Annotated in this window: 19 protein-coding genes; 10 read left to right on the top strand and 9 right to left on the bottom strand. The window is 72.3% G+C overall.

Annotated elements, in window-relative coordinates; genetic code table 11:
* Nucleotides 1-11: 11 nt before the first annotated feature.
* Entirely contained in the window at nucleotides 12-893 is an 882-nt protein-coding gene (locus H9I49_RS03840) for a DUF429 domain-containing protein (RefSeq protein WP_188028969.1), read from the top strand.
* Nucleotides 894-931: 38 nt separating this feature from the next.
* On the top strand, nucleotides 932-1,387 hold the full coding sequence (locus tag H9I49_RS03835; protein WP_188028968.1) for a GNAT family N-acetyltransferase: 456 nt from the start codon (nucleotides 932-934) through the stop codon (nucleotides 1,385-1,387).
* A 12-nt stretch (nucleotides 1,388-1,399) separates the two neighbouring features.
* Here the strand turns inward: H9I49_RS03835 and H9I49_RS03830 are convergent, their stop codons facing one another.
* The 5 genes from H9I49_RS03830 to H9I49_RS03810 form a co-directional block, all read right to left on the bottom strand.
* Nucleotides 1,400-2,527 carry an SGNH/GDSL hydrolase family protein gene (locus H9I49_RS03830; protein WP_370587414.1) on the bottom strand — a complete coding sequence of 376 codons (1,128 nt, stop codon included), beginning with the start codon at nucleotides 2,525-2,527 and terminating at the stop codon, nucleotides 1,400-1,402.
* A gap of 156 nt (nucleotides 2,528-2,683) precedes the next feature.
* Complete coding sequence (locus tag H9I49_RS03825; RefSeq protein ID WP_188028967.1) at nucleotides 2,684-3,589, bottom strand: universal stress protein; 906 nt, start codon at nucleotides 3,587-3,589, stop codon at nucleotides 2,684-2,686.
* Nucleotides 3,586-5,415, bottom strand: a complete 1,830-nt coding sequence (locus tag H9I49_RS03820; RefSeq protein ID WP_188028966.1) for an amino acid permease — start codon at nucleotides 5,413-5,415, stop codon at nucleotides 3,586-3,588. Before H9I49_RS03820 ends, H9I49_RS03825 begins: the two co-directional genes overlap by 4 nt.
* Before the next feature lie 356 nt (nucleotides 5,416-5,771).
* Nucleotides 5,772-7,010, bottom strand: a complete 1,239-nt coding sequence (locus tag H9I49_RS03815; protein ID WP_188028965.1) for an RNA polymerase sigma factor — start codon at nucleotides 7,008-7,010, stop codon at nucleotides 5,772-5,774.
* A gap of 14 nt (nucleotides 7,011-7,024) precedes the next feature.
* On the bottom strand, nucleotides 7,025-7,420 hold the full coding sequence (locus tag H9I49_RS03810; RefSeq protein ID WP_188028964.1) for a YciI family protein: 396 nt from the start codon (nucleotides 7,418-7,420) through the stop codon (nucleotides 7,025-7,027).
* Nucleotides 7,421-7,537: 117 nt separating this feature from the next.
* Here H9I49_RS03810 and H9I49_RS03805 point away from each other — a divergent pair, with 117 nt between their 5' ends.
* Entirely contained in the window at nucleotides 7,538-8,647 is a 1,110-nt protein-coding gene (locus H9I49_RS03805; protein WP_370587413.1) for a glycoside hydrolase family 76 protein, read from the top strand.
* Between the two features lie 33 nt (nucleotides 8,648-8,680).
* On the opposite strand, the gene H9I49_RS03800 is transcribed toward H9I49_RS03805, so the two are convergent.
* Together H9I49_RS03800 and H9I49_RS03795 are read right to left on the bottom strand one after the other, a co-directional pair.
* On the bottom strand, nucleotides 8,681-9,559 hold the full coding sequence (locus H9I49_RS03800; RefSeq protein WP_188028963.1) for a CopD family protein: 879 nt from the start codon (nucleotides 9,557-9,559) through the stop codon (nucleotides 8,681-8,683).
* On the bottom strand, nucleotides 9,559-10,419 hold the full coding sequence (locus H9I49_RS03795; protein ID WP_188028962.1) for a hypothetical protein: 861 nt from the start codon (nucleotides 10,417-10,419) through the stop codon (nucleotides 9,559-9,561). Before H9I49_RS03795 ends, H9I49_RS03800 begins: the two co-directional genes overlap by 1 nt.
* 173 nt (nucleotides 10,420-10,592) lie before the next feature.
* On the opposite strand from H9I49_RS03795, the gene H9I49_RS03790 reads away from it, so the two are divergent.
* The 6 genes from H9I49_RS03790 to H9I49_RS03765 all read left to right on the top strand — a co-directional run bounded on the left by H9I49_RS03790 (nucleotide 10,593) and on the right by H9I49_RS03765 (nucleotide 15,785).
* Nucleotides 10,593-11,366 carry a DUF4397 domain-containing protein gene (locus H9I49_RS03790; RefSeq protein ID WP_188028961.1) on the top strand — a complete coding sequence of 258 codons (774 nt, stop codon included), beginning with the start codon at nucleotides 10,593-10,595 and terminating at the stop codon, nucleotides 11,364-11,366.
* Nucleotides 11,363-12,025 carry a class F sortase gene (locus H9I49_RS03785; RefSeq protein ID WP_223128245.1) on the top strand — a complete coding sequence of 221 codons (663 nt, stop codon included), beginning with the start codon at nucleotides 11,363-11,365 and terminating at the stop codon, nucleotides 12,023-12,025. The genes H9I49_RS03790 and H9I49_RS03785 overlap by 4 nt, the downstream gene beginning before the upstream one ends.
* A 90-nt stretch (nucleotides 12,026-12,115) precedes the next feature.
* A complete protein-coding gene (locus H9I49_RS03780) occupies nucleotides 12,116-12,634 on the top strand; it encodes an EXLDI protein (RefSeq protein ID WP_188028960.1) in 519 nt (172 codons plus the stop codon).
* A 155-nt stretch (nucleotides 12,635-12,789) separates the two neighbouring features.
* Complete coding sequence (locus H9I49_RS03775) at nucleotides 12,790-13,758, top strand: ABC transporter ATP-binding protein (RefSeq protein WP_188028959.1); 969 nt, start codon at nucleotides 12,790-12,792, stop codon at nucleotides 13,756-13,758.
* Nucleotides 13,755-14,555 carry an ABC transporter permease gene (locus H9I49_RS03770; RefSeq protein ID WP_188028958.1) on the top strand — a complete coding sequence of 267 codons (801 nt, stop codon included), beginning with the start codon at nucleotides 13,755-13,757 and terminating at the stop codon, nucleotides 14,553-14,555. Before H9I49_RS03775 ends, H9I49_RS03770 begins: the two co-directional genes overlap by 4 nt.
* Nucleotides 14,556-14,690: 135 nt before the next feature.
* Complete coding sequence (locus H9I49_RS03765) at nucleotides 14,691-15,785, top strand: alpha/beta fold hydrolase (protein WP_188028957.1); 1,095 nt, start codon at nucleotides 14,691-14,693, stop codon at nucleotides 15,783-15,785.
* A gap of 4 nt (nucleotides 15,786-15,789) precedes the next feature.
* On the opposite strand, the gene H9I49_RS03760 is transcribed toward H9I49_RS03765, so the two are convergent.
* Nucleotides 15,790-16,302, bottom strand: a complete 513-nt coding sequence (locus tag H9I49_RS03760) for a hemerythrin domain-containing protein (protein WP_188028956.1) — start codon at nucleotides 16,300-16,302, stop codon at nucleotides 15,790-15,792.
* 167 nt (nucleotides 16,303-16,469) lie between these two features.
* On the opposite strand from H9I49_RS03760, the gene H9I49_RS03755 reads away from it, so the two are divergent.
* Nucleotides 16,470-17,183 carry a hemerythrin domain-containing protein gene (locus H9I49_RS03755; RefSeq protein ID WP_188028955.1) on the top strand — a complete coding sequence of 238 codons (714 nt, stop codon included), beginning with the start codon at nucleotides 16,470-16,472 and terminating at the stop codon, nucleotides 17,181-17,183.
* Nucleotides 17,184-17,196: 13 nt separating this feature from the next.
* Here the strand turns inward: H9I49_RS03755 and H9I49_RS03750 are convergent, their stop codons facing one another.
* Entirely contained in the window at nucleotides 17,197-20,766 is a 3,570-nt protein-coding gene (locus H9I49_RS03750) for a BTAD domain-containing putative transcriptional regulator (RefSeq protein WP_188028954.1), read from the bottom strand.
* Nucleotides 20,767-20,795: the final 29 nt, after the last annotated feature.

The following is a 20,795-nucleotide window of genomic DNA, read 5'->3' as shown; positions in this document are numbered from 1 at the left end:
TGGGTGGTGCCATGGACACGGACGAGTGGCGCCTCCGCCTCCGCGCGATCGCCGCGGAGCTCGACGCACGCTCGGGCGAGGTGCCGGCCGACCGGGCGGACCTCGTCGACGCGTTCGCCGCCGCGAGCGAGGCGCTGGCCCGGCTGCACGACGCGCTGGGCCGCGGAGCAGCCACCACGGCCCACCTGCCACCGGTCGAGGTCGTGGCACCCGTCCTCGGCGTCGACGCGTGCCGGGCCGGCTGGGTCGGTGCCGTGCTCGAGCCCGGAGCACCCCGCCCGCGCGTCGTCGTCGCGCCGACCATCGTCGAGCTGGTCGCGATGGTGCGGGAGTCGCTCGGGCTGCGCGTCGTCGGCATCGACATCCCGATCGGCCTACCCGACAAGAGCATTCGCCAGGCCGACAGGCTCGCCCGCGCGGAGCTCAAGGGCAAGGCGTCGTCGATCTTCTCGACCGTGACCCGCTCCGCGTACGCCGCCGCGACCCGCCTCGAGGCCGACGCCGCCAACCGCGAGCTCGTGGGCCAGGGCGTCGGAGCGCAGGCGTTCGCCCTGCGCGACAAGATCGTCGAGGTCGACGCCTGGCTGCGGACGCGTCCCACCGTCACCGTGATCGAGGTACATCCGGAGGTGTCCTTCGCCGCCATGGCCGGCGCCCCGATCACCTCGAACAAGAAGACCGACGAGGGTCGCGCCGAGCGCCTCGCCGCCCTCGATGCCGCCGGGATCGCCCGCCCGTCCGTGCTCCGGGGCCAGGGGTACGCCGCGGACGACGTGCTCGACGCCTGCGCGGTCGCGTGGACGGCCGCCCGCCATGCCAGCGGCCTCGCGCGCTCCCTGCCCGACCCGCCCGAGGTCTTCTCCGACGGCATCCCGGCCGCCATCTGGGCCTGACCGACGACACACGGTGGTCGTGTCCGACCATGGGTGCCATGCACATCACGGTTGACGACCTGACCGACCCGGCCGTCATCGACCTGCTCGACGGGCACGTGTCGCAGCTGCGGTCGATCTCCCCGCCCGGCAGCTCGCACGCCCTCGACCTCGACGGGCTGCGTGCACCCGGCGTGACGTTCTGGGCCGCCCGCGACGGCGACGAGGTGCTCGGCTGCGGCGCCCTCACCGAGCTCGAACCCGGCCACGGAGAGATCAAGTCGATGCGCACCGCCCCGGGCGCCCGACGCCGCGGCGTGGCCCGCACGGTCCTGCGCGAGATCATCGCCGAGGCGACGCGCCGTCGGCTGACCCGCCTCAGCCTCGAGACGGGCACGGCCGACTTCTTCGCGCCCGCCCGGGCGCTCTACGCCGCGCACGGCTTCACCGAGTGCGGGCCGTTCGGCTCCTACCGGCTCGACCCGCACAGCACGTTCATGACGCGCGAGCTCTGACCCGCGTCCACCTCAGCCGGCGGTCACGGCGTCTCGGAGCGCACCGGCGGTCGCGTCCCAGCCCGGCTGGGTCGGGTGGACGAGCTCCGCGACGTCACGACCCGGCGTACCGGCCGGGACGAGCCAGGTGTTCGAGTTGTCCGCGACGACGTGCGGGTCGAGCCCATGGACGCGTCCGCCCCACGCCTGCTTGACGGTCCCGACGTAGTGGTAGCGGTCGGCGCCCGACTCGGCGTTCAGCTGCGCGATGCCGCGCGCCTGGATCGCGTCGCCGACCCGTTGGAGGTCGTTGAGCGCCGCGCCCGCGTCGTAGGTCGGGGCGGCTTCGGGGATGCCGTAGCCCTCGCTGTTGACGAGGAACGGGTAGCTGAGGAGGTAGACCTCCGCGTGCCCGCCCGACCGGGCGACGACGGCCCGCAGCGCGTCCTTGGCGCGCTCCATCATCTCGGGGGCCTTCGCGGTCGCGGAGTCGAGCGCCTGCTTGCAGCTGGACGGCTCGCGCAGGACGAGGCAGTTCGTGACGATCGTCGAGAACCCGAGGTCGTTGCCGCCGATGGTGAGGAAGACGAGGTCGGTGTCGCGGGTGACGGCGTCGATCTGCGGGCGGACCACCAGCTGGCACGACACGGTGCCGGTGTAGAGGCTGCCGGCACCGGCGCCGGCGACAAAGGTGTAGCGGTAGGAGAAGTCCGGTTGGGCCGGGACGCCGCAGAGCCGCTCTGTCTGGGCCCGGCGCAGCCACTCGGCCTGCTGGTCCGGGTAGGCCTTCGGGTCGATCGAGTACGTCGCCGTGCGGGGGTGGGCGTCGCCGAGCTCACGCGGCTCGAGCAGGTCGGCGATGACCCCGCCGCTGCACGCCCGGTTGACGTAGCTCGCTCCGATCGACGCGGCGACCTGCGCGCCGTAGTTGCGCGGGGACCGGTAGCAGGAACGCTCCTCATAGGTGCCCGTGCCGTTGCCCGCCGAGTACGAGTCGCCCAGCTGGACGACCTGCGCCGTGCTCGTCATGGTCGCGCCGGCGGGACGGGCGCTGGCCTCGCCACCGGACGTGAGTGCGGCGGCGCCGGCCAGTGCTGCGAGGAGGGCGGCGGCGACGCGAACGGATCGGGCGCTGCGGCGGCGCACGGTGGAGTGGGGCACGGCTGGACTCCTTCGTCCGGTGGCGGTCTCGCGCAGTCAACGAGTCCGCGACCGGGCGGGTCACGCACGCCGGTTGCAGTCGCCCTCACCAAGGGCCGAGGTATGCCGTCGCGACGCCGCGCGACGGCATACCTCGGTTCTGTGGGGACGCCGGTGTCAGGGCTCCGCCGACACCGCCGCCTCCCGCTCTCGGGGAAGGATCATCGCCGGTACGGGCGCGTGCCGGAGGATCTTCGATGCCGCCGAACCGAGGAACACCTGCGCCATGGGGCCGGCGGCGCCGGACCCGAGCAGCAACATGTCGCGGGTGCCCCAGGGGATGTCGTCCACGGCGTCGCGCCACTCGATGCCCGCACCGATCACCACGTCGACGTCCGGGACTGCGACACGCGCCCGCGCCTCGGCGAGCTGCTTGAGTGCATCCTCCCTGACCCGGCGCGACCACCGCTGGACGATGAGGTCCTCGGCGCCCCGTTCGATCGAACCGCCGAACATGGCGGCGGGCCGCACCGTGAACGAGGCGATCCGCATCCGCACCGCCCACCGCTTCGCCAGCTCGGCAGAGGACTCGATCAGGCCGGGCGCATCCGCCGGGCCACCGTAGGAGACGGTGAGCCGCTGGATCGGAGCCGGGTTCCGCGGGTAGCCCCGAGGGGCGATCGCCACCGGCACGGCCGCCGTGTGCACGAGTCGTTCGGTCACGCTTCCCAGAGTGACCCGCCCGAGCAGCCCTGACGACGAGGACCCGACCACGACCAGCTCCGCACCGTAGTCGTCGACCAGCTCCGTCAGGCCCTGGGGAATCGAGGTCGACTCATGGACGACCACCGAGATGTCGACGTCGTCGCCCAGCCCACTGACCACTCGTTCGAGGGACTGCGTCGCCTGGGCGGAGACGTAGCGCTGGTACTCGTCCTCGAGGCGGTCGGCCCCTCGGGGCACCGACCGCTCGACGATCACCGCGGCAATGACCTTCTGCCCCGTGGTGAGCGAGAGCTGGGCCGCCAGGTTGAGTGGTGCGCTGCCCTGCCGACTCGAGCTGAAGCCCGCGATGATTGTCATGGCACGCGCTCCGCCGCCACCATCGGCGCCGCCACCACGTGGGTGACCGGGATGTCGGGATGGTCGCTGCGGGCCCGGTCGACCACGTCGAAGCGGTGCCAGACCGAGTCCTCGGGCGGCAGGGTCGCGATCACGATCTGGTCGGGGTGGAAGGTGTCGACGGCATCGGCGAGGGCATGGAGCGGTCGGTAGTCGCCCAGCGCACCGTCGGCGACGAGGCCGTCCGAGAGCAGGGCCTCCAGGGTCTGGTCGAGCCGCGCCTGTGCGGCCACCTGGGTGGCCTCCCACACGTCGAGCGGACCGTGGGTCGCCGCCGCTCCTGTTTCTACGGGACTGGCCGGAACCACGATGTGGTAGGTGGCGGACCGGTCGGCGCTGATCTCGCGCAGCTCGTCGAGCAGCTCTGCAGAGTCGACGGTCTGGTTGGCCATCACCAGCACGCGATGCGCCTTGGCCGTCGCGACCGCTCCCTCCACCACCGGGCGGCTGGAGATGTACCACTTGTTCGCGAAGTACAGCAGGATCACGACCGCCCAGGCCAGCAGGCTCAGGATCAGCTGCGACCGGGAGTCCTCCTTGATGCCCATCTGCGCCAGGATCGCGCCGATCGCCACGACCGTCCCGATCGACAGGAACGGGAACATCCACATCTTCACCTTCAGGGACTCATCCCCTGAGCGGAACCGCAGCACGACCTGCGAGATGCCGATGAGGCAGTAGACGAACAGGATGATCGCCCCGCTGGAGTTCAGCAGGAACGCGAAGACCGTGTCGGGTGAGACGGCGGCCGCGATCACGCACAGGAAGCCGACGACCGAGGACGCCAGGATCGCCACCGCGGGCACCCCTCGGCGCGTCACGCTCACCAGCTGGAGCGGCGCCTCACGGCGAGCGGCGAGCACGAAAAGCATCCGCGACGCGGTGTACATGCCCGAGTTCAGGCAGCTGAGCACCGCCGTCAGCACGACCGCGTTCATGATGTGGTCGGCGTAGGGAATCCCCATCTCGGTGAACGCGGCGACGAACGGCGAGGCGGCCACGGTCTTGTCGTTCCACGGCAGGATCACGGTGAGCAGGAAGACCGAGCCGATGAAGAAGACCGCGATGCGCATGATCACCGAGTTCGCGGCCTTGGCCACAGCCTTCTCGGGATCCTGCGACTCGGCGGCGGCGATGGTGGCGACCTCGGCGCCGGTCATCGAGAAGATCACGGTCACGATCGCTGCAGTGATGCCGAGCGCGCCATGGGGCAGGAACCCGCCATGGGCCGTGAGGTTGGAGAAGTCCATCGACCTGTCCGGCCAGAGACCGAAGACGTACGCCGCCCCGAGACCGAGGAAGATGACGATGGCCGCGACCTTGATGCCGGCGAACCAGAACTCGAACTCGCCGAACGACGACACCGAGAACAGGTTGGTGGCGGTCATCGCGCTGAGAAGGATCAGCGAGACCAGCCACAGTGGTGTGTTCGGCATCCAGTACTGGACGATCTTCGCGCCGGCGATGGCCTCGAAGCCGACGATGATCACCCAGAAGTACCAGTACAGCCAGCCGACCGAGAATCCCGCCCATCCGCCGAGGGCGTTGCGCGCGTAGTCCGCGAACGACCCGGTCGAGGGGTTTGCGACGGCCATCTCGGCCAGCATCCGCATGACCATGATGACCACGAAGCCGCACAGCGCATACGCGATGAACGAGCCCGGTCCGGTGCTACCGATGACGACACCGGAGCCGACGAAGAGGCCCGCGCCGATGACACCTCCGATGGCGATCATTCTCAGCTGGCGATCGTTGAGCCCCTTCTTGAGGGTTGGTGTTGAGCCCATGGTTGTTCCTCCATCACTCGAACACTGCAGGAGCTCGCCCGGCGCGACTTGCTCGTCGACCCACCCCGGATCGGACGTCCTCGCGCGAACGAGGTCCGGTCGGGGGAGATCGTGGCTGCGGTGGTTTCCGCCGGCGTCGAAGGCCGGGGACTGTTGGTTGCTGGCACTGCCGGTGGGCCAGGTCATCCCATCGTGCTCTTGGCCTGGCGGCCCCGTCGATCCCTTCTCACATAGTTGCGAACTACGCACTAATGTGCGGACAGCGCAACAGTCTCACCTCAGGCGCCCGCCTTGTCAAGGGTTGGTAGCCCGCCGTCGGTCAGGCCGGTGACGTCACCGCACCTGTCGGACGTCGCTCACAGGGCCTCGGCCCTGCGTCGAAGATGGTCCTGCTCGGGGATGCTCGTGGTCAGCCGGGACGCGAGCAGGTAGCTCTCCCTTGCGGATTCGGCGTCGCCCGCCAGCTCGAGCAGGTGCGCGCGCACGGCGTGGAGGCGGTGGTGCCCGGCGAGACGCTTGTCGTGGGCAAGATCCTCGAGCACCGCCAGCCCGGCCGCCGGGCCCTCGACCATCGCGAGCGCGACGGCGCGGTTGAGCGACACGACCGGGCCGGGCGCGAGCCGCTCGAGCACCCCGTAGAGGGTGAGCACCTGCTCCCAGTCCGTGTCCGCCGCCGTGGGAGCCTCATCGTGCACGGCGGCGATCGCCGCCTGGACCTGGTAGGGCCCGAGGCGCGTCCGCGTCAGAGCATCGGTCACGAGGGCGACGCCCTCCCGGATGTATGCCGTGTCCCACAGCGAGCGGTCCTGCTCGGCGAGCGGCACGAGCTCTCCGGCCGCGTTCGTCCGCGCGCGACGGCGCGCCTCGGTGAGCAGCATGAGGGCGAGCAGCCCGGCCACCTCGCCGTCGTCGGGCAGCAGGATGTGGGCCTGCCGTGTGAGCCGGATGGCTTCTGCTGTCAGGTCGATCCGGTGCAGCCGCTGCCCGCTGCTCGCGGTGTGGCCCTCGGTGAAGACGAGGTAGAGCACGTGGAGCACCTCGCTCATCCGGGCAGGGAGCTCGTCCGGCGGTGGCATCCGGAACTCCGCGCCGGACTCCCGGATGCGCTGCTTCGCGCGACTGATCCGCTGCGCCATCGTCGCCTCGGGCACGAGGAAGGCGTGGGCGATCTGGGCTGTCGTGAGCCCGCCGACGGCCCTGAGGGTCAAGGCGATTCGCGCGGGCGGCGTGAGCGACGGGTGGCAGCAGAGGAGGAGCAGCGTCAGGCTGTCGTCGTGCCCGGGAGCCCCGACGGCATCCGGCGGCGGTGCGACCAGGTCGTCGGCGGGCGCTTGGGTGGCGTCGGCGAGCTCGCGCCGGACCCGCGCCTCGTCGCTGCGCAGTCCGTCGATGAGCCGGCGCGACGCGACCCGGATGAGCCAGGCCTTCGGGTCGTCGGGCACGCCCTGCTCGGGCCACTGCACTGCGGCCGCGAGAAGTGCCTCCTGCGCGGCCTCCTCAGCCCGGTCGAAGTCGCGGTAGCGGCGCACGAGCGCACCGATGACCTGTGGGGTCACGCTGCGCCACAGCTCGTCGGTCGCGATCGCGTCGCTCATGCCGGCCACTCCTGTCAGAGATCCTGCTCCGAGCCGTCCATGAGCGGGCGCACCTCGACCACGGCGAACCGCGCGTCGGGGAAGCGGCCGGCGATCTCCTCGGCCCGGTGCGGGCTGGCGCAGTCGACGACGAAGTAGCCGGCCAGCTGCTCCTTCGACTCGACGAACGGTCCGTCCGTCACGACGCTCTCCCCATCACGCACGCGCACGCTCCGGGCCGTGATCGGGTCGGCGAGCGCCTGGCCGGTGACGAGCTCTCCCGACTCGCTGATCTCGGCGAGCAGCTCCTCGAAGTCGCGCAGCATGCCGGCACGCTCGTCGTCGGTCATCGCCGCCGCCTCGGTCGTGCGCAGGAAGATCGGGTGGCCCCAGGTCTGCGGGTTGCTCCAGATCATGAGCAGGTACTTCACGTCGGTCCTCCGTCCTCATCGGTCGAGCGAGACGTCGGAGCCGCGGCCGCGATCTCGACACCGCTTCCGACCCTTCCACACGGGCCGCCGACGCCGGCCCCGCGATACCGTCCGAGCGTGTCCACGACTCCGCTCGACGACAGGGCCGCCGAGGCCGAGCGGTCCGTGTCGGCGCTCTTCGCCGGTCGCCTGGGCCCCATGCCGTGGACGCACCTCGCGCGGGTCGTGCACCCCGCGCCCGCGGGCTCCCGACCGTTCGGCTGGCTCCGCGGGGAGTGGCACTACTGGTGGCAGGCGCACTACCTCGACGCGGTCGTCGACGCCGGGCTCCGGGCGATCCGGACGGGCGAGCTCGCGGGCGCGGAACGCCATGCCCGCCAAGGCGACCGGTTGCTCGCGACGATCCGGCTGCGCAACGGGGCGCGCTGGGTCAACGGCTTCTACGACGACATGGCGTGGCTCGCCCTCGCGTCCGGCCGCCTGGCCGCACTGCACGACGAGCTCGGCCGCACGCCGAGACGCCGCCGCATCCGGTCCGCCGTCCGACACCTCACCGAGCAGCTGCGGTCAGCACACACGGACGACGTCGGCGGCGGCCTCTTCTGGAGCCGCGACCACGACTTCAAGAACAGCCCTGCCACGGGCCCGGCGGCCCTGCACCTCGCCCGTCTCGGCGAGACCGACGAGGCCTGCCGGCTCGTCGACTGGGTGTATGCGCGCCTGTGGTCCGAGGAGAGCGGACTCGTGCTCGACGGCATACGGCTGCGGGAGGGCACGGAGGTCCTCGTCGGCGACGTCTGGTCCTACAACCAGGGGACGGTCCTCGGCGCGCTCGTCACGCTCGGCGACGACCGCAGTCTCGAGCGCGCCGCGGCCCTCGTCGCCGCGGTCGACGCGCGGCTGACCGTGGAGCTCGACGGGGCCCGCGTGCTTCGCACCCACGGCGGCGGCGACGGCGGGCTCTTCACCGGGATCCTCGTGCGCTACCTCGCCCTCGCTGCGTCCAGCCGGCGCCTCGACGACGACGCGCGCGGCACGGCCCGCCGCCTGGTCCTCGACACCGCGGACGCACTGTGGCGAGGTCGTCAGAGCGTTCCGGTCGCCGGTCGGCGGGACCCCTCGGCCTTCCCGACCGAGCCCGGCGGAACCCCGCCGACGCGGCCGCTCGAGCTGTCGCCACAGCTCCAGGCCTGGACCGTCCTCGAGGCGGCGGCCACCCTCGCGTGACCAAAAGGCGGGACCGCTCTCCCGGCCCGGGACTCAGCCCAGCGGGGCCACCGCGACGAGGACGGCCGTCGTGAGGAGCAGAGCACCGGCCGTTGCGAGCTCAGCGCCCATGACGACGGCGAGAGTGCTCACGGCACCAGCGGCAACCCCGCCGCGGGGGCGCGCACGGTGCAGCACGAACTCGATCACGTAGCGGCGGCCATGGTTGCCGAGGACGAGCATCCCGCTGAAGATCGCGACCTTGAGGAACAGGACGACGCCGAACGGGCTCGAGACCAGAACCGTGAGGCCGCCCGCTTGCGCGACGGCGTGAACGGCCCCCGTGACGGCGAGGGTGACGACGCTGACGAACGCCACCTTCGAGAACGACGGGAGCAGCTCGTCGAGCTGGTCGAGGTGCTGCCCGGGGATGATGATGACGGCAAGGATGACGAGCCCGCCCAGCCACGCCGCCGCCGCGAGCAGGTGCCCGAGCGTCGCGACGACCTTGAGCGCGACGAGCTGTCCGGTGATCGCGTCGGACGCGATCACCATCGTCAGGGAGAGCTCGACGACGATCGCTCCGACCGCGATGCGCCGCCAGCCCACGGTCGGGCCGTCCACGAGCTCGGGCAGCCAGGCAGCGATGACGGCGATGACCGCCAGACGAAGGAGCGCAGCCGCACCAGCCTCGCCGGAGAGGGACTCGCCCACGGGCTCGTCGCTCAGGAGCACTGTGACGACGGGGCCGAGCACCGTCGCGATGACCAGCAGGACCATGCCGTCGTCGACGAGAAGCCGCTGACGACGGTCGTAGTGCCCCTCGGGCCAGACGAGGACCCAGATCGACAGGGTGCCGGCGAGCAGCACGAAGCCGACGTAGAGCAGGACGCGGGTGGCCCCGACGAGCAGGTCGCCGATCGGGCCGTCCATCACGGCCTCGGCAGGTCGAGCTGGAGGATGACGAGCGCAGACCGCAGCGAGAGCGGTTCGCGCACGCTCATGGCACCCCTGACGCCGTCGGAGCAGGCGACCTCGTTGCCGCTGAGAAGGGGGCAGCTGAGGTTGCGCACTGCCTTGCCCCGCGTGACGAGGACCACCGGCGACGGCGGGGGCAGCGACTGGCTCACCGGGCCGAGGGCCGCCAGCGCCCGACCGGCCTTCGAGGGGACGCTGCGCACCGACGCCCCCACCAGGACGTAGCGCAGCTCGTACGTGTGGACGGGCAGCCCGAGGACGATGGCGCGCGGGGCCGTGAGGGCACTGAACGTCAGGGCCATCGGCTGGCCACCCACGGCGAGCCGCAGCTGCGTGGCACTGGGGTAGGCGCCGCTGAACTCGTCCCCGGCAAGAGTGAGGTCAGGAGGTGCGAGCTCGAGGCGGCCGATCTCCGAAGCGACCCGGACCCGCTCCGAGACCTGGAGCGTGCCGTCGGCCGCGATCGTCGTGGAGATCCGGATGCCGGGCTCGGTCACGCCCGGTCCGGTCACGCGACGTCCGGTCGTGCCCGGGGTCGTCGGCGAGGGCGGCGGCGTGCGGCCCGCGGGCGGCGGCGCAGAGGCAGGCGGAGTGGCAGGCGGAGTGGCAGGCGGAGTGGCAGGTGGAATGGCGGGCGGGGTCGGCGCCTTCAGCCCGGCAACGGTCACCGTCGGGGCTCTGGCCGTGGCGCGGCTGTGCAGGACCGACGCACTCGGCAGGACGGCGTACACCCACAGCGCCGCCACCACGAGCAGCAGGGGCCCGAGCACGCCGGCGAGTCGGCGCAGGCGAGTACTGGGATGTGCCGTCGCCAACGTCCCCACCTCCCAGCCGGCTTGCCCCGTGTCCCCCCGGAGGCCCTGTACCGACCGCGTCCCTCGACCCGATTCTCGTCCATCCGCGGGGTCTATGGGGATGCCGAACGTGATGTTTCTGCGGGCTCCCGAATGGGTATGTGGGTCGCGTGGGGAAGCAGCATGGGGGGAACATGCGACACGTCCATACCTGGGCGACGGTTCTCGCTGCCCTCTGCGCAGGCGCCTTCGCGTTCGCAGCGACGCCGGCCGGCGCTGCCGACGGAGGCGAGCTCTTCGTGGTGCAAGGGCTCCCGGGCCGCACCGTCGACGTCGCGCTCGACGGGGACACCGTGGCGCGCGGCCTGGCCGGCGCAACGCTGAGCCGGCGGATCCCGGTCGACGCGGGGCGTCACACGCTCACCTTCACCTCGGGTGGGTCGCGACTGCTAGCGCGGACGGTCAACGTCAAGGCGGGCAGCAGCACCGACGCCGCCCTGCACCTGCCCGTCGACCCGACGGGCGCCCCCGTCTTGACACTCTTCGACAACGCCAGGGCTCCGGTCCCCGCAAGCAAGGCGTCGGTCACCGTGGCCCACCTCGCCGCCGTGCCGCCGGCGGACGTCCGGGTCGGCGGCAAGGTGCTCTTCGCCAACATCGCCAACGGTGAGGCGCTCAACCTCGTCGTCCCAGTCGGCACCTACCGCGTGGACATCGTGCCCGCGGGCGCGACGTCGCCCGTGGTGCTCGGCCCGCTCGACCTCACCGTCAAGGGCGGCTCGCTCAACCGTGTGTTCGCGGTCGGTGACCCGAGCAGCAGCACGATGCGCGTCGTCGTCCAGGTCCTCGGCATGGCCTCCACCGGCTCCGGCGCGCCCGGCCTCGTCGACACGGGCACGGGCGGCCAGGCCGCCCTGAACAGCACCGGGGCGAGCTCGCCTCTGCTGCGAGTTCCCTTGCGGCGGTGAGAACCTCGCCCACCCGCCGACCGCGCTCGTGGCTGGGCGTGATCGGCGGCTCGCTTGTGCTCGCACTCGTGACGGCGGCCTGCGCCGGCGAGGCGCCCAGCCAGGCCTCCCGGACGACGGGCGTGCCGACACCGGCCTCGTCGAGCGAGGATCCGACGACGGCAGAGCCGGCACGAACCGCGCGGACCGCTGCGAGCGAACGCGTGCGGTTCCGCCCGGAGCAGGTCGTGCTGCCCGGCGGCGCGACCGCGGTGGTCGTCCCGGCCCGGACCGTCGGCGGCGAGCTGCGGGTGCCGGACGACATCCGTCGGGTGGGTTGGTGGGACGGCAGCGCGTATGCCGGTGACCCGTTCGGCGCGACGGTCATCGCCGGGCACGTGGACGCTCCCCGCCAGGGTCTCGGCTACTTCGAGCGGCTCCTGCACATCCGGCCCGGGGCGACGATCACGCTGAACGGCGAGGGTCATGCAGCGGCATACCGCGTCGTGGCGGTCGACGCCGTCTTCAAGGACGCGCTGTCGGCCTCGAGCCCGGCCTTCGACCAGCGGGTCGGGCACCGTCTTGTGCTGCTGACGTGCACGGGCACCTTCGACCGGGCGACGCGCAGCTACGACCAGAACCTCGTCGTCACGGCGACGCCGCTCGGCGCCGCCCTGTGAGCCGCGCTTCGACCTGCTGAACCGCTTCCTGAACCATTGCGTTATACGTATATGGATATGTATAGTCACAGCCATGGCTAGGATGGCGTCGTGCCCAACAAGACGATCTACGTCTCCGACGCCGACCTGCCCCTCTACCAGCGGGCCCAGGAGCTGGCCGGGGGCAACCTGTCGCAGGCCATCAGCCGTGGGCTCCGTCGCCTCGTCGAGCTCGAGGAGGGCAGGCTCGAGGGCTACGACGAGATCACGGTGCGCGTCGGCGCCGGCAAGGGACGGCGCCAGCGCTTCCTCGGCGTCCTGCTCGTCGAGTGGGGCCGCTCGACGAAGGACCGCGTCGAGCAGTTCCACGTCTACCGCAGCCGCACCGGCAAGATCGTCCTGCACGTGGAGCGCTCACCCGAGTACATCCACATGGCCGGCCCCGACGGCAAGGCGACCGGCTGGCGCAAGCACCTCAGCCAGGACCAGACCTGGGGCCAGACCTCTGCCACGGCGACGCTCGAGGTGCTGGAGTCCGTCGAGGACCTGCGCGAGCGGGTCCCCCGGGAGCTGTACGACCTCGTCGCGGCCGCCGCCGAGCAGCCCGTCGTCGAGGACCTCGACATCTAGTCACTGACTCGCCCGACTCCGGGTCAGACCACCACCGCACTCTTCGCATCGCGCCCACCCGGCGCCACGCGCCGCTCCAGCCTGCCCGCCGCACCCAGCGCGCCACGAGGCCATGCCGGCGACCCCGAAAACATCCATCCCAGAAGGGAACCCACATGTCCCACCCACGTCCTCCCGCGATCGAGCTCACCGGCCTGCGCAAGTCGTTCGGCGACCGGGTCGTCCTCGACGGCATCGACCTCGCGGTGCCGGCCGGCTCCGTGCTCGCCCTGCTCGGCCCCAACGGCGCCGGCAAGACGACGACCGTCAACATCCTGTCCACGCTCATGAGGGCCGACGGCGGCCGGGCGGCCGTCGCCGGACACGACGTCGCCGCGGACCCGTTCGCGGTGCGGTCGTCGATCGGTGTGACCGGCCAGTTCTCCGCCGTCGACGGCCTTCTCACCGTGCGCGAAAACCTGCGGCTCATGGCCGACCTGCTTCGCCTCGACCGCGCCACCGGACAGGCGCGCGCCGCCGCGCTGAGCGAGCGCTTCGACCTGCTGCCGTATGCCGCCAAGCCCGCGGCCACGCTGTCGGGCGGGATGCGGCGCAAGCTCGACCTCGCGATGACCCTCATGGGTCGACCCAGCGTCGTGTTCCTCGACGAGCCGACCACCGGGCTCGACCCACGCAGCCGACGCGACCTCTGGGACATCGTGCGGAGCCTCGTCGCCGACGGTGCGACGATCCTGCTCACGACCCAGTACCTGGAGGAGGCCGACGCACTCGCTGACACGGTCGCGGTGCTCGACGGGGGACGCATCGTCGCCCAAGGCACACCGGCCGAGCTCAAGCGACGCATCCCCGGCGGCGCGATCCACCTCCACCTGCCAGACGCCGCCGGGCTCGACGCGGCGGCGCGCGCCTTCCCCGACGGCGTCCGCCACGACGAGACGTCGACGTACTCGCTCCCTGCGGCGGACGGCATACCCGGGCTGCGTCGCATGCTCGACCGCCTCGCCGAGCACGACGTCCCCGCCTCCGGCCTGGAGGTGACCAGCCCCGACCTCGACGACGTCTTCCTCGCCCTCACCGAACCGGGCCGCGTGGCGGCCGACGACACCCGAAAGGCAGCACGATGAGCTCGATCTCGCTGGCACTCAAAGATTCCCGCACGATGGCGCGACGCAACCTGCTGCGCATGCGCCGTTACCCGAGCATGACGGTGCTTCTCGTCGGCATGCCGATCCTCTTCCTGCTCCTCTTCGTCTACGTCTTCGGCGGCACGCTGGGCGCCGGCCTCCCCGGAGGGGGCGGCATCGGAGCGGACGGGCGGGCTGCGTACCTCGACTACGTGACGCCGGCGATCGTCGTCATGGCGGCCGCGGCGGCGGCGCAGGGCACCGCGATCAGTGTCGCGATGGACATGACCGAGGGCATCGTCGCGCGCTTCCGCACCATGGCGATCTCGCCCGGGTCGGTGCTCGCCGGGCACGTGCTAGGCAGCGTCGTGCAGTCGCTCCTCGCGATGGGCGCGCTGCTCCTCGTCGCGGTCGGGCTCGGCTACCGACCGGGTGCGAGCGCCCTGGGGTGGCTCGCGCTCGTCGGCCTGCTGACCCTGATGGCCCTGGCGCTGACCTGGCTGTCCGTCGCTCTCGGCCTCGTCAGCGACAGCGTCGAGACGGCGAGCAACCTGCCGATGTTCCTCGTCTTCCTGCCCTTCCTGGGCAGCGGTTTCGTGCCCACCGACTCGATGCCGGGCCCGCTCGCCTGGTTCGCCGAGCACCAGCCGTTCACGCCGATCATCGAAACGCTGCGCACGCTCCTATCCGGCACCGCCGTCGACGGCGCCACCGCTGCGGCCGCTGTCGCGTGGAGTGCGGGGATCACCGTGGTCGGCTACCTCTGGGCGCGGAAGCTGTACCGCCGCGAGCGCTGACTCCCCGTCGGTCACCCGGTTCGATGTATCCGCCGGTCACGCGCGACCGGCGGATACGTCGAACCAAGATCTCGGATCGGGCACGAAGGCTGGGAGTGGGCTGGGAATCCCGGACCGGACGGGCGAGACTCGAGTGTGCGCCCCGTTCGAGCGACCGTCGCCGGCCTGACCGCCGCGCTGCTCCTGGGCGCCTGCACGAGCAGCGGACCGGCCGACGACACCGGCGGCGGCTCTCCGGAACCGGTCGGGCCGGCATCCGCCAGCACGCCGAGCGGGTCGGGCACGTCGAGAGTGCCGACGACACCGGGACCTGAAGAGCCCACCCCGACGGCGAGCCCGACGGCGAGGCCGACAACGCCCGACCCGGCCTCGATCGCCGCCCTCGTCGCGACGAGGTACGACGGTGGCAACCTGAGGCTCGGCCGCGAGCGCGGCAGCACGAGCGCGTACCGGCAGTACTTCGCCACCTACGAGAGCAACGGCCTGACGATCTCGGGGCGGATCAACATCCCACGCGGGAAGGGCCCGTTCCCCGCCGTGGTGCTCGCGCACGGCTACGTCGACCCGGAGACCTACACGAACGGCGAGACGATGCTCCGCGAGCGCGACCACCTCGCTCGCCGGGGCTACGTGACGCTGCACATCGACTACCGCAACCATGCCCAGTCCGACAAGGACCCGGGCAACAGCGCGAACCTTCGCGTCGGCTACACGGTCGACGCCATCAACGCGGGCCTGGCACTGAAGAAGGCGCAGGTCGTCGACCCCGAGCGGGTCGCCCTCATCGGCCGGTCGATGGGCGGCGGGGTCGTCTACACCGCGCTCGTCGCCCGCCCGGGCGTCTTCGACGCAGCCGTGGCCTACGCCCCCGTCAGCTCCGACACGGTCGACAACTTCAACAAGTGGATCCGGCGCGATGACCAGCGCCAGTCGGCCGCCCGTCAGGTCATCGCCCGGCTGGGCACGCCGGAGGCGCAACCCGCGAAGTGGGCGGCGACGAGCCCGCGCACGTACTTCGACCGGGTCATCGAGCCGCTCCTCATCCACCACGGCACGGCCGACGAGTCCTGCCCCCTCGCGTGGTCGCGCGAGTCGGTCGCGGCCCTGAAGGCGAAGGGCAAGGACGTCGAGCTGTTCATCTATCCCGGCGGTCGGCACACCCTCGCGTCACCGCAGTGGGACACCTCGATCCGCCGCACCGAGGCGTTCCTCGCCAAGCACCTGCGCTGACGGGTCAGCGACCTGCGTCGAGGGCCGTCGCCGTCCATGACCGGTCGGTGAGGCCGTCCAGCGCCGCGCCGATGCTCCGCTCCTCGAAGGCGAAGTGCGAGTCCATGATCGCCATGAGCCCGTCGAGCTCGCCGCGGAGACGGATGCGATCCGGGCCGTCCAAGCCGGAGCCCGCCTGGCCCGCGATGCCGTGCACGCGTGCAAGGATCCCCGCGATCAGGTGGTGGTCCTCGATGAGCTTGTCGAGCATCGGCGCGAGGTCGGGGCGTTCGGTGCGCAGCGCCAGGAAGAGACCGTCGTCCTCGCCCGTGTGGTGGGCCTGCAGGCCGTGGCAGAAGCCGAGGCAGTGCTCGAGCAGCCTTGTGCCGTCGACGATGTCGGCTCCCGCTGCGTCGCCGTCGTGCTGGTCCAGTGCCTCTCGGATGTCGCGCACCCGGACACGCAGCCCGTCATGGACCGCGGCGAGCTGGTGGGCGAGGGCCGCGGTGCGCTCGGGACCCGAGGGGGCGGACGGCATACGTGACAGCTCCTTCGAGTGTGGGGCTGCCCGCATCGTATGCCGCGCGGCTGCGCGGTGGCCCCACGGCGCTGCCGCCCCAAGCGGATCCCTAGAGCGGCACAAGACACGGCCCGGAGTCTGGGTGCAGCCGCACAGGGCGGCCCCACCACGACAGGGAGACCACCATGACCGCCACGACAACCGAGCAGATCTCGCTCCCCGGCCAGGCGCACGTCGCCAACGGCCCGCACGCCCAGACCGGCATGTACCTCATGCACCACGCGTTTCGCCGCGACCTCGCCCGGTTCGAGGCGTCCGTGCGCGCCACCCCGATCGGCGCCGCCGACACGTGGGCAGCACTTGCCCACCGCTGGACGCGCTACGGCGAGATCCTCCACCACCACCACTCCGTCGAGGACGACGCTCTGTGGCCGGTACTCACGGCACACGCCGAGCGGCTCGGCGACGAGACGGCAATGAGGATGCTCGAGGACATGGAGGCCGAGCACGCGGTCATCGACCCGGCACTCACGGCGTGCACCGACGGGTTCGCGGCGATGCGCGAGCACCCGTGCGCCGACCACCGCAACGCCCTCGACGTCCACGTCACGGCCGCGCGAGCCGCGTTGCTCGACCACCTCGCGCACGAGGAGGGTCAGGCACTGCCCTTCCTCCAGCGGGTCGTGTCGGTCGAGGAGAACGAGCGTTTCGAGGCCACGGCGCAGAAGGCGTACCCACCGAGGCTCATGGGCTTCATGGTGCCGTGGGTCGCCGACGGCGTCCCGGGCGATGTCGCGCAGCGGGTGCTCGCCGAGGCGGGGAGGCCGTTCGTCATCCTGCTGAAGCTGACGCGGCGGCGTTACGAGCGCGCGACGAGGCGGGCCTTCGCCTTCGCCTGAGGTCCGCGCGACGTCAGGGGGCGAGCGTCTCGGCGTCCACGCCGAGGCGCTCGAGGTTGCGGGTCAGCCACTCGGCGTATGCCGTGAAGCCCCACCTCTCCGCGTCGGCGAAGGCGCGTGCGGCGCTGCGCAGCCCGGCCGACAGGTCCCCCACCGTGACCTGGGCGAGGGCGAGGTAGCCGTCGACCGGGCCGATGACGACCGACACACCCGACAGGGCGATGCGGCCCGACCAGGGCTCGAGCTCCGCGACGGCTTGGCGCGCCAGGGCCTCGTGGCCGATGTAGCTCGTGGCCTCGGCCTCGAGGCACTCGGTGAGCAGGGTCTGCCAGTTCTCGTGCACACGCACGTACGGGTGCTCACGCACCTCCTCCTCGACGAGGTCGGCTCGCCCGGCCCGTCCGAGCAGGGCGTGCGCCGTCGCGCGCGCCATCGGCTCGAGGGCCAGGAGCCGGAGGAACGACACGTCGGTGCGGATCGGCACCCGCCACACCCCGGCGATGAGAGCGATGACCGGCTTGGCGAGATGCTCGGCGGGCAGGGCGACCTGCGACGCGAGGTCGAGCGCCACGGTGGCCAGGCGCTGCGCCTCGCCGTCGTCCCCACGCATCGCCGCGAGGCACAGCTCGACCCAGTTGTACGTGTAGATCACGAACGGCAGTCGCTCGCGGCGCGCGATGCGGTCGGCCTGCCCTGCCAGTCTCGTCCACTCGTCCACCTGGCCCAGCTCGAGGTGGTCGGTGGCGAGCGTGAGGAGTGAGACCGCTTCTGCCACAGGATCGCCCGCTGCTCGGGCGGCTGCGACACCCTCGGCTCCGATGCCGAGCCGGGCCTCGGTACGCGACGGGCTCCACGACGCGATCCAGGCCGCGCGGGTGGCCCACGAGAGCAGCTCGGGGTCGCCGATGCGGCGAGCCACCGCGAGGCCGGCATCGACGAGGGCCGCCCGCTCGGCGGGGGCGTTCTGGTCGTAGTAGAGCTCGACCGCGAGCGACAGCAGCAGCAGGGCCCGCGTCGGCGAGTCGGTTTCCGACAGGGTCCGCAGGGCCCACCGCAGGTCGTCGATGGCGTCCTCGAAGACCTCGAGCCATGAGTGCGGCATCCACACGCAGTAGTGCGAGATCGCGGCAGCGGCTCGAGCGACGCGGTCGGGCGAGCCGAGTGAGCGACCGAGCTCCAACGCTTCGAGCGCTGCGTCGACGACCTGTGGCCAGTGCGCCGCGTAGGCGGCGTCGCGGGCCAGCTCGAGCAGCAGGTCCCAGCGCTCCTCCTGGCTCGCGCCGGGCACCCGCCGGTGCGCGGCGACGGCCTCCGACCGCATCCGCATGGCATCGCGGTACGCCGCGGCGTTGCGCGCCTGGGTGGCCGCGGCACCCGCGGCCCGCCATGCCTGCTCTGCGTGGCTCGGACCACTCGCGAGCCAGTGCCGCGCCAGCTCGGCCGTCAGCTCGTCGGGTGTGAACGCGGCACGCAGCGACTCGTTGGTCGCGAGCGCGTGGGCGATCTGCGCGTGCAGGCGGGCCCGTCGACGCTGCGGGATCGAGAGGTAGACGGCCTCGCGTGCGAGGGCGTGGGCGAACGCGAACCCGTCAGCCTCATGGTCCACGAGCAGCCCTGCCGCATGGGCCGGTTCGAGCGACTCAGCGGTCTCGTCCGGGTCATCCTGGTCTGCGGCGGCGACGGTCTCGGCCCGGAACGACCGGCCCACCACCGCCGCGGTGCCGAGCGCGGCGATGGTCGCCCCCGGCAGCTGGGCCACGCGCCGCATCACGACCTCGCGCACGGTCGCCGGCACCCCTCCCCCGTGGACGCCGGTGCTGCCGGCAGCGCCCAGCCGGGCGAGCTCGAGCAGGAAGAAGGGATTGCCGCCCGTGCGGGTGTGCCACTCGTTGACCGTGCCGGCTGGCACTCCGGCGACGACCGAGTGGACGAGCTCGGCGGCATCCGCGCCCGGCAGGCCGACGAGGTCGAGGCGCAGACCCTGCCTGCGGGCGAACGCCTCTCCCACCTCGGCGAGGGCACCACTCGGCTCAGGGTGGGACCTCCTCGTCCCGACGACGAAGAGCCGGGCTGTCTCCGGCGCGACCTCGAGCAGGTGGCGCAGGGCGCGGAGCGTCGCATCGTCGGCCCAGTGCAGGTCGTCGAGGACGACGAGGACGGGGACGCGCGCCGACGCCGCGAGCACCGCGGACGCGACACGCTGCCACGTCTGGAACGCCGACCGGCCCGGCCCGAGATCGGTGGTGTCGGGGACCATCTCGGCCAGCCCGCTGGGCTTGTCGTCACCACCACCCGGCGCCTGCTCGTCGAGGGCATGGAGCACCGACAGCCACGGCCAGAGCGGAGGGGCACCGTCGTCCTGGGAGCAGGAGCCGGAGGCCACGACGAAGCCCAGCCCGCGGGCCCGCTCGGTGAGGTAGCGCACGAGCCACGACTTGCCGATGCCCGGTTCACCGACGACCAGGGCGGAGCTGGTGCGCCCGGACAGCGCGTCCGAGAGCAGCTGCTCGAGTCCGACCCGCTCGTCCGTGCGGCCGATCGGCTCCTCGCCACGGGGCGTCGACGCGCCTGCGCCGGCCGCACCTGCGCTGTCGGCGACAGCCGAGCCGTCGTGGGCCCCAGCGGTCGACGTCGCATCACCGAGCGTGCCCCGGCCCGGCGATGGCTCCTGCGACGGCGACCGTGCCCCAGACCTCGACGAGTGGGGGCGGAGCCACTCGAGCAGCCCCGGCTCCTGGCGCAGGACGGCCTGCTCGGCGTCGCGCAGCTCGGGTCCGGGGTCGAGCCCGAGCTCGTCGGCGAGGTGCGCCCGGGCGTCCCGGAGGTGGTCGAGCGCCTCGACCTGCCGTCCCCCGCGCACGAGGGCGAGGGCGTGGAGAGCGTGGAGCCGCTCGCGCGTCGGGTGCAGCGTGGTCAGGGGCTCGGTCGTCGCGAGCACGTTGACGTGTTCGCCAAGGGCGAGCAGGCCCAGCAGCCGGGTCTCCTCGGCGGCGGCGCGCAACCGTTCGAGGGAGGCACGCTCCGCGAGCACGTCCGGGTGGTCGGGCAGGTCGGCGTACGGCTCACCCACCCACAGGGCGAGCGCCTCGTCGAGCCGGTCGAGCGTTGACACGACCTCGGTGCGCGACGGCCAGTCCTTCGCGAGCCCGGTGCTGAACTGCGTGCCCAGCGGGGCAAGGGACCGCTCCGCGTCACGCACGGCGACGGCGAAGCGGTGCGTGTCGACGGCGTCCCTCGGCACCGACAGGACGTAGCCGTGGTCGCTCCTGCCGAGCACGGACGGCGCGGACCGGCCTCGACGCCCGGGCTCGAGGGCCTTGCGCAGACCGGAGATGTACGCGTGCAGGGCGCCGTGCGCGGCCGGTGGCGGTTCGCCGGCCCAGACGAGGTCGGCCAGCAGGTCCACAGGGACGGGACGTCCGGGACGCATGGCGAGCGCTGCGACGATCGAGCGTGGCTTGCGCGCGCCCAGGTCGACGCGCTCGCGGAGGCCGGCGGGCTCGCCGAGGTGCTCCTGGTCGGCGTCAGCAGGGGCGCCGGGCGCACGCTCGACCCGGCTCCCGCCGAGGACGAAGACGCGCATGCCGTCAAGGTAGCCAGCGGGCCGGCGCG

The organism is Terrabacter sp. MAHUQ-38, assembly GCF_014518425.1.
Classification (GTDB): domain Bacteria; phylum Actinomycetota; class Actinomycetes; order Actinomycetales; family Dermatophilaceae; genus Terrabacter.
Note: the sequence above shows the minus strand (reverse complement) of the source record. Positions and strands in the feature narration are given on the sequence as shown.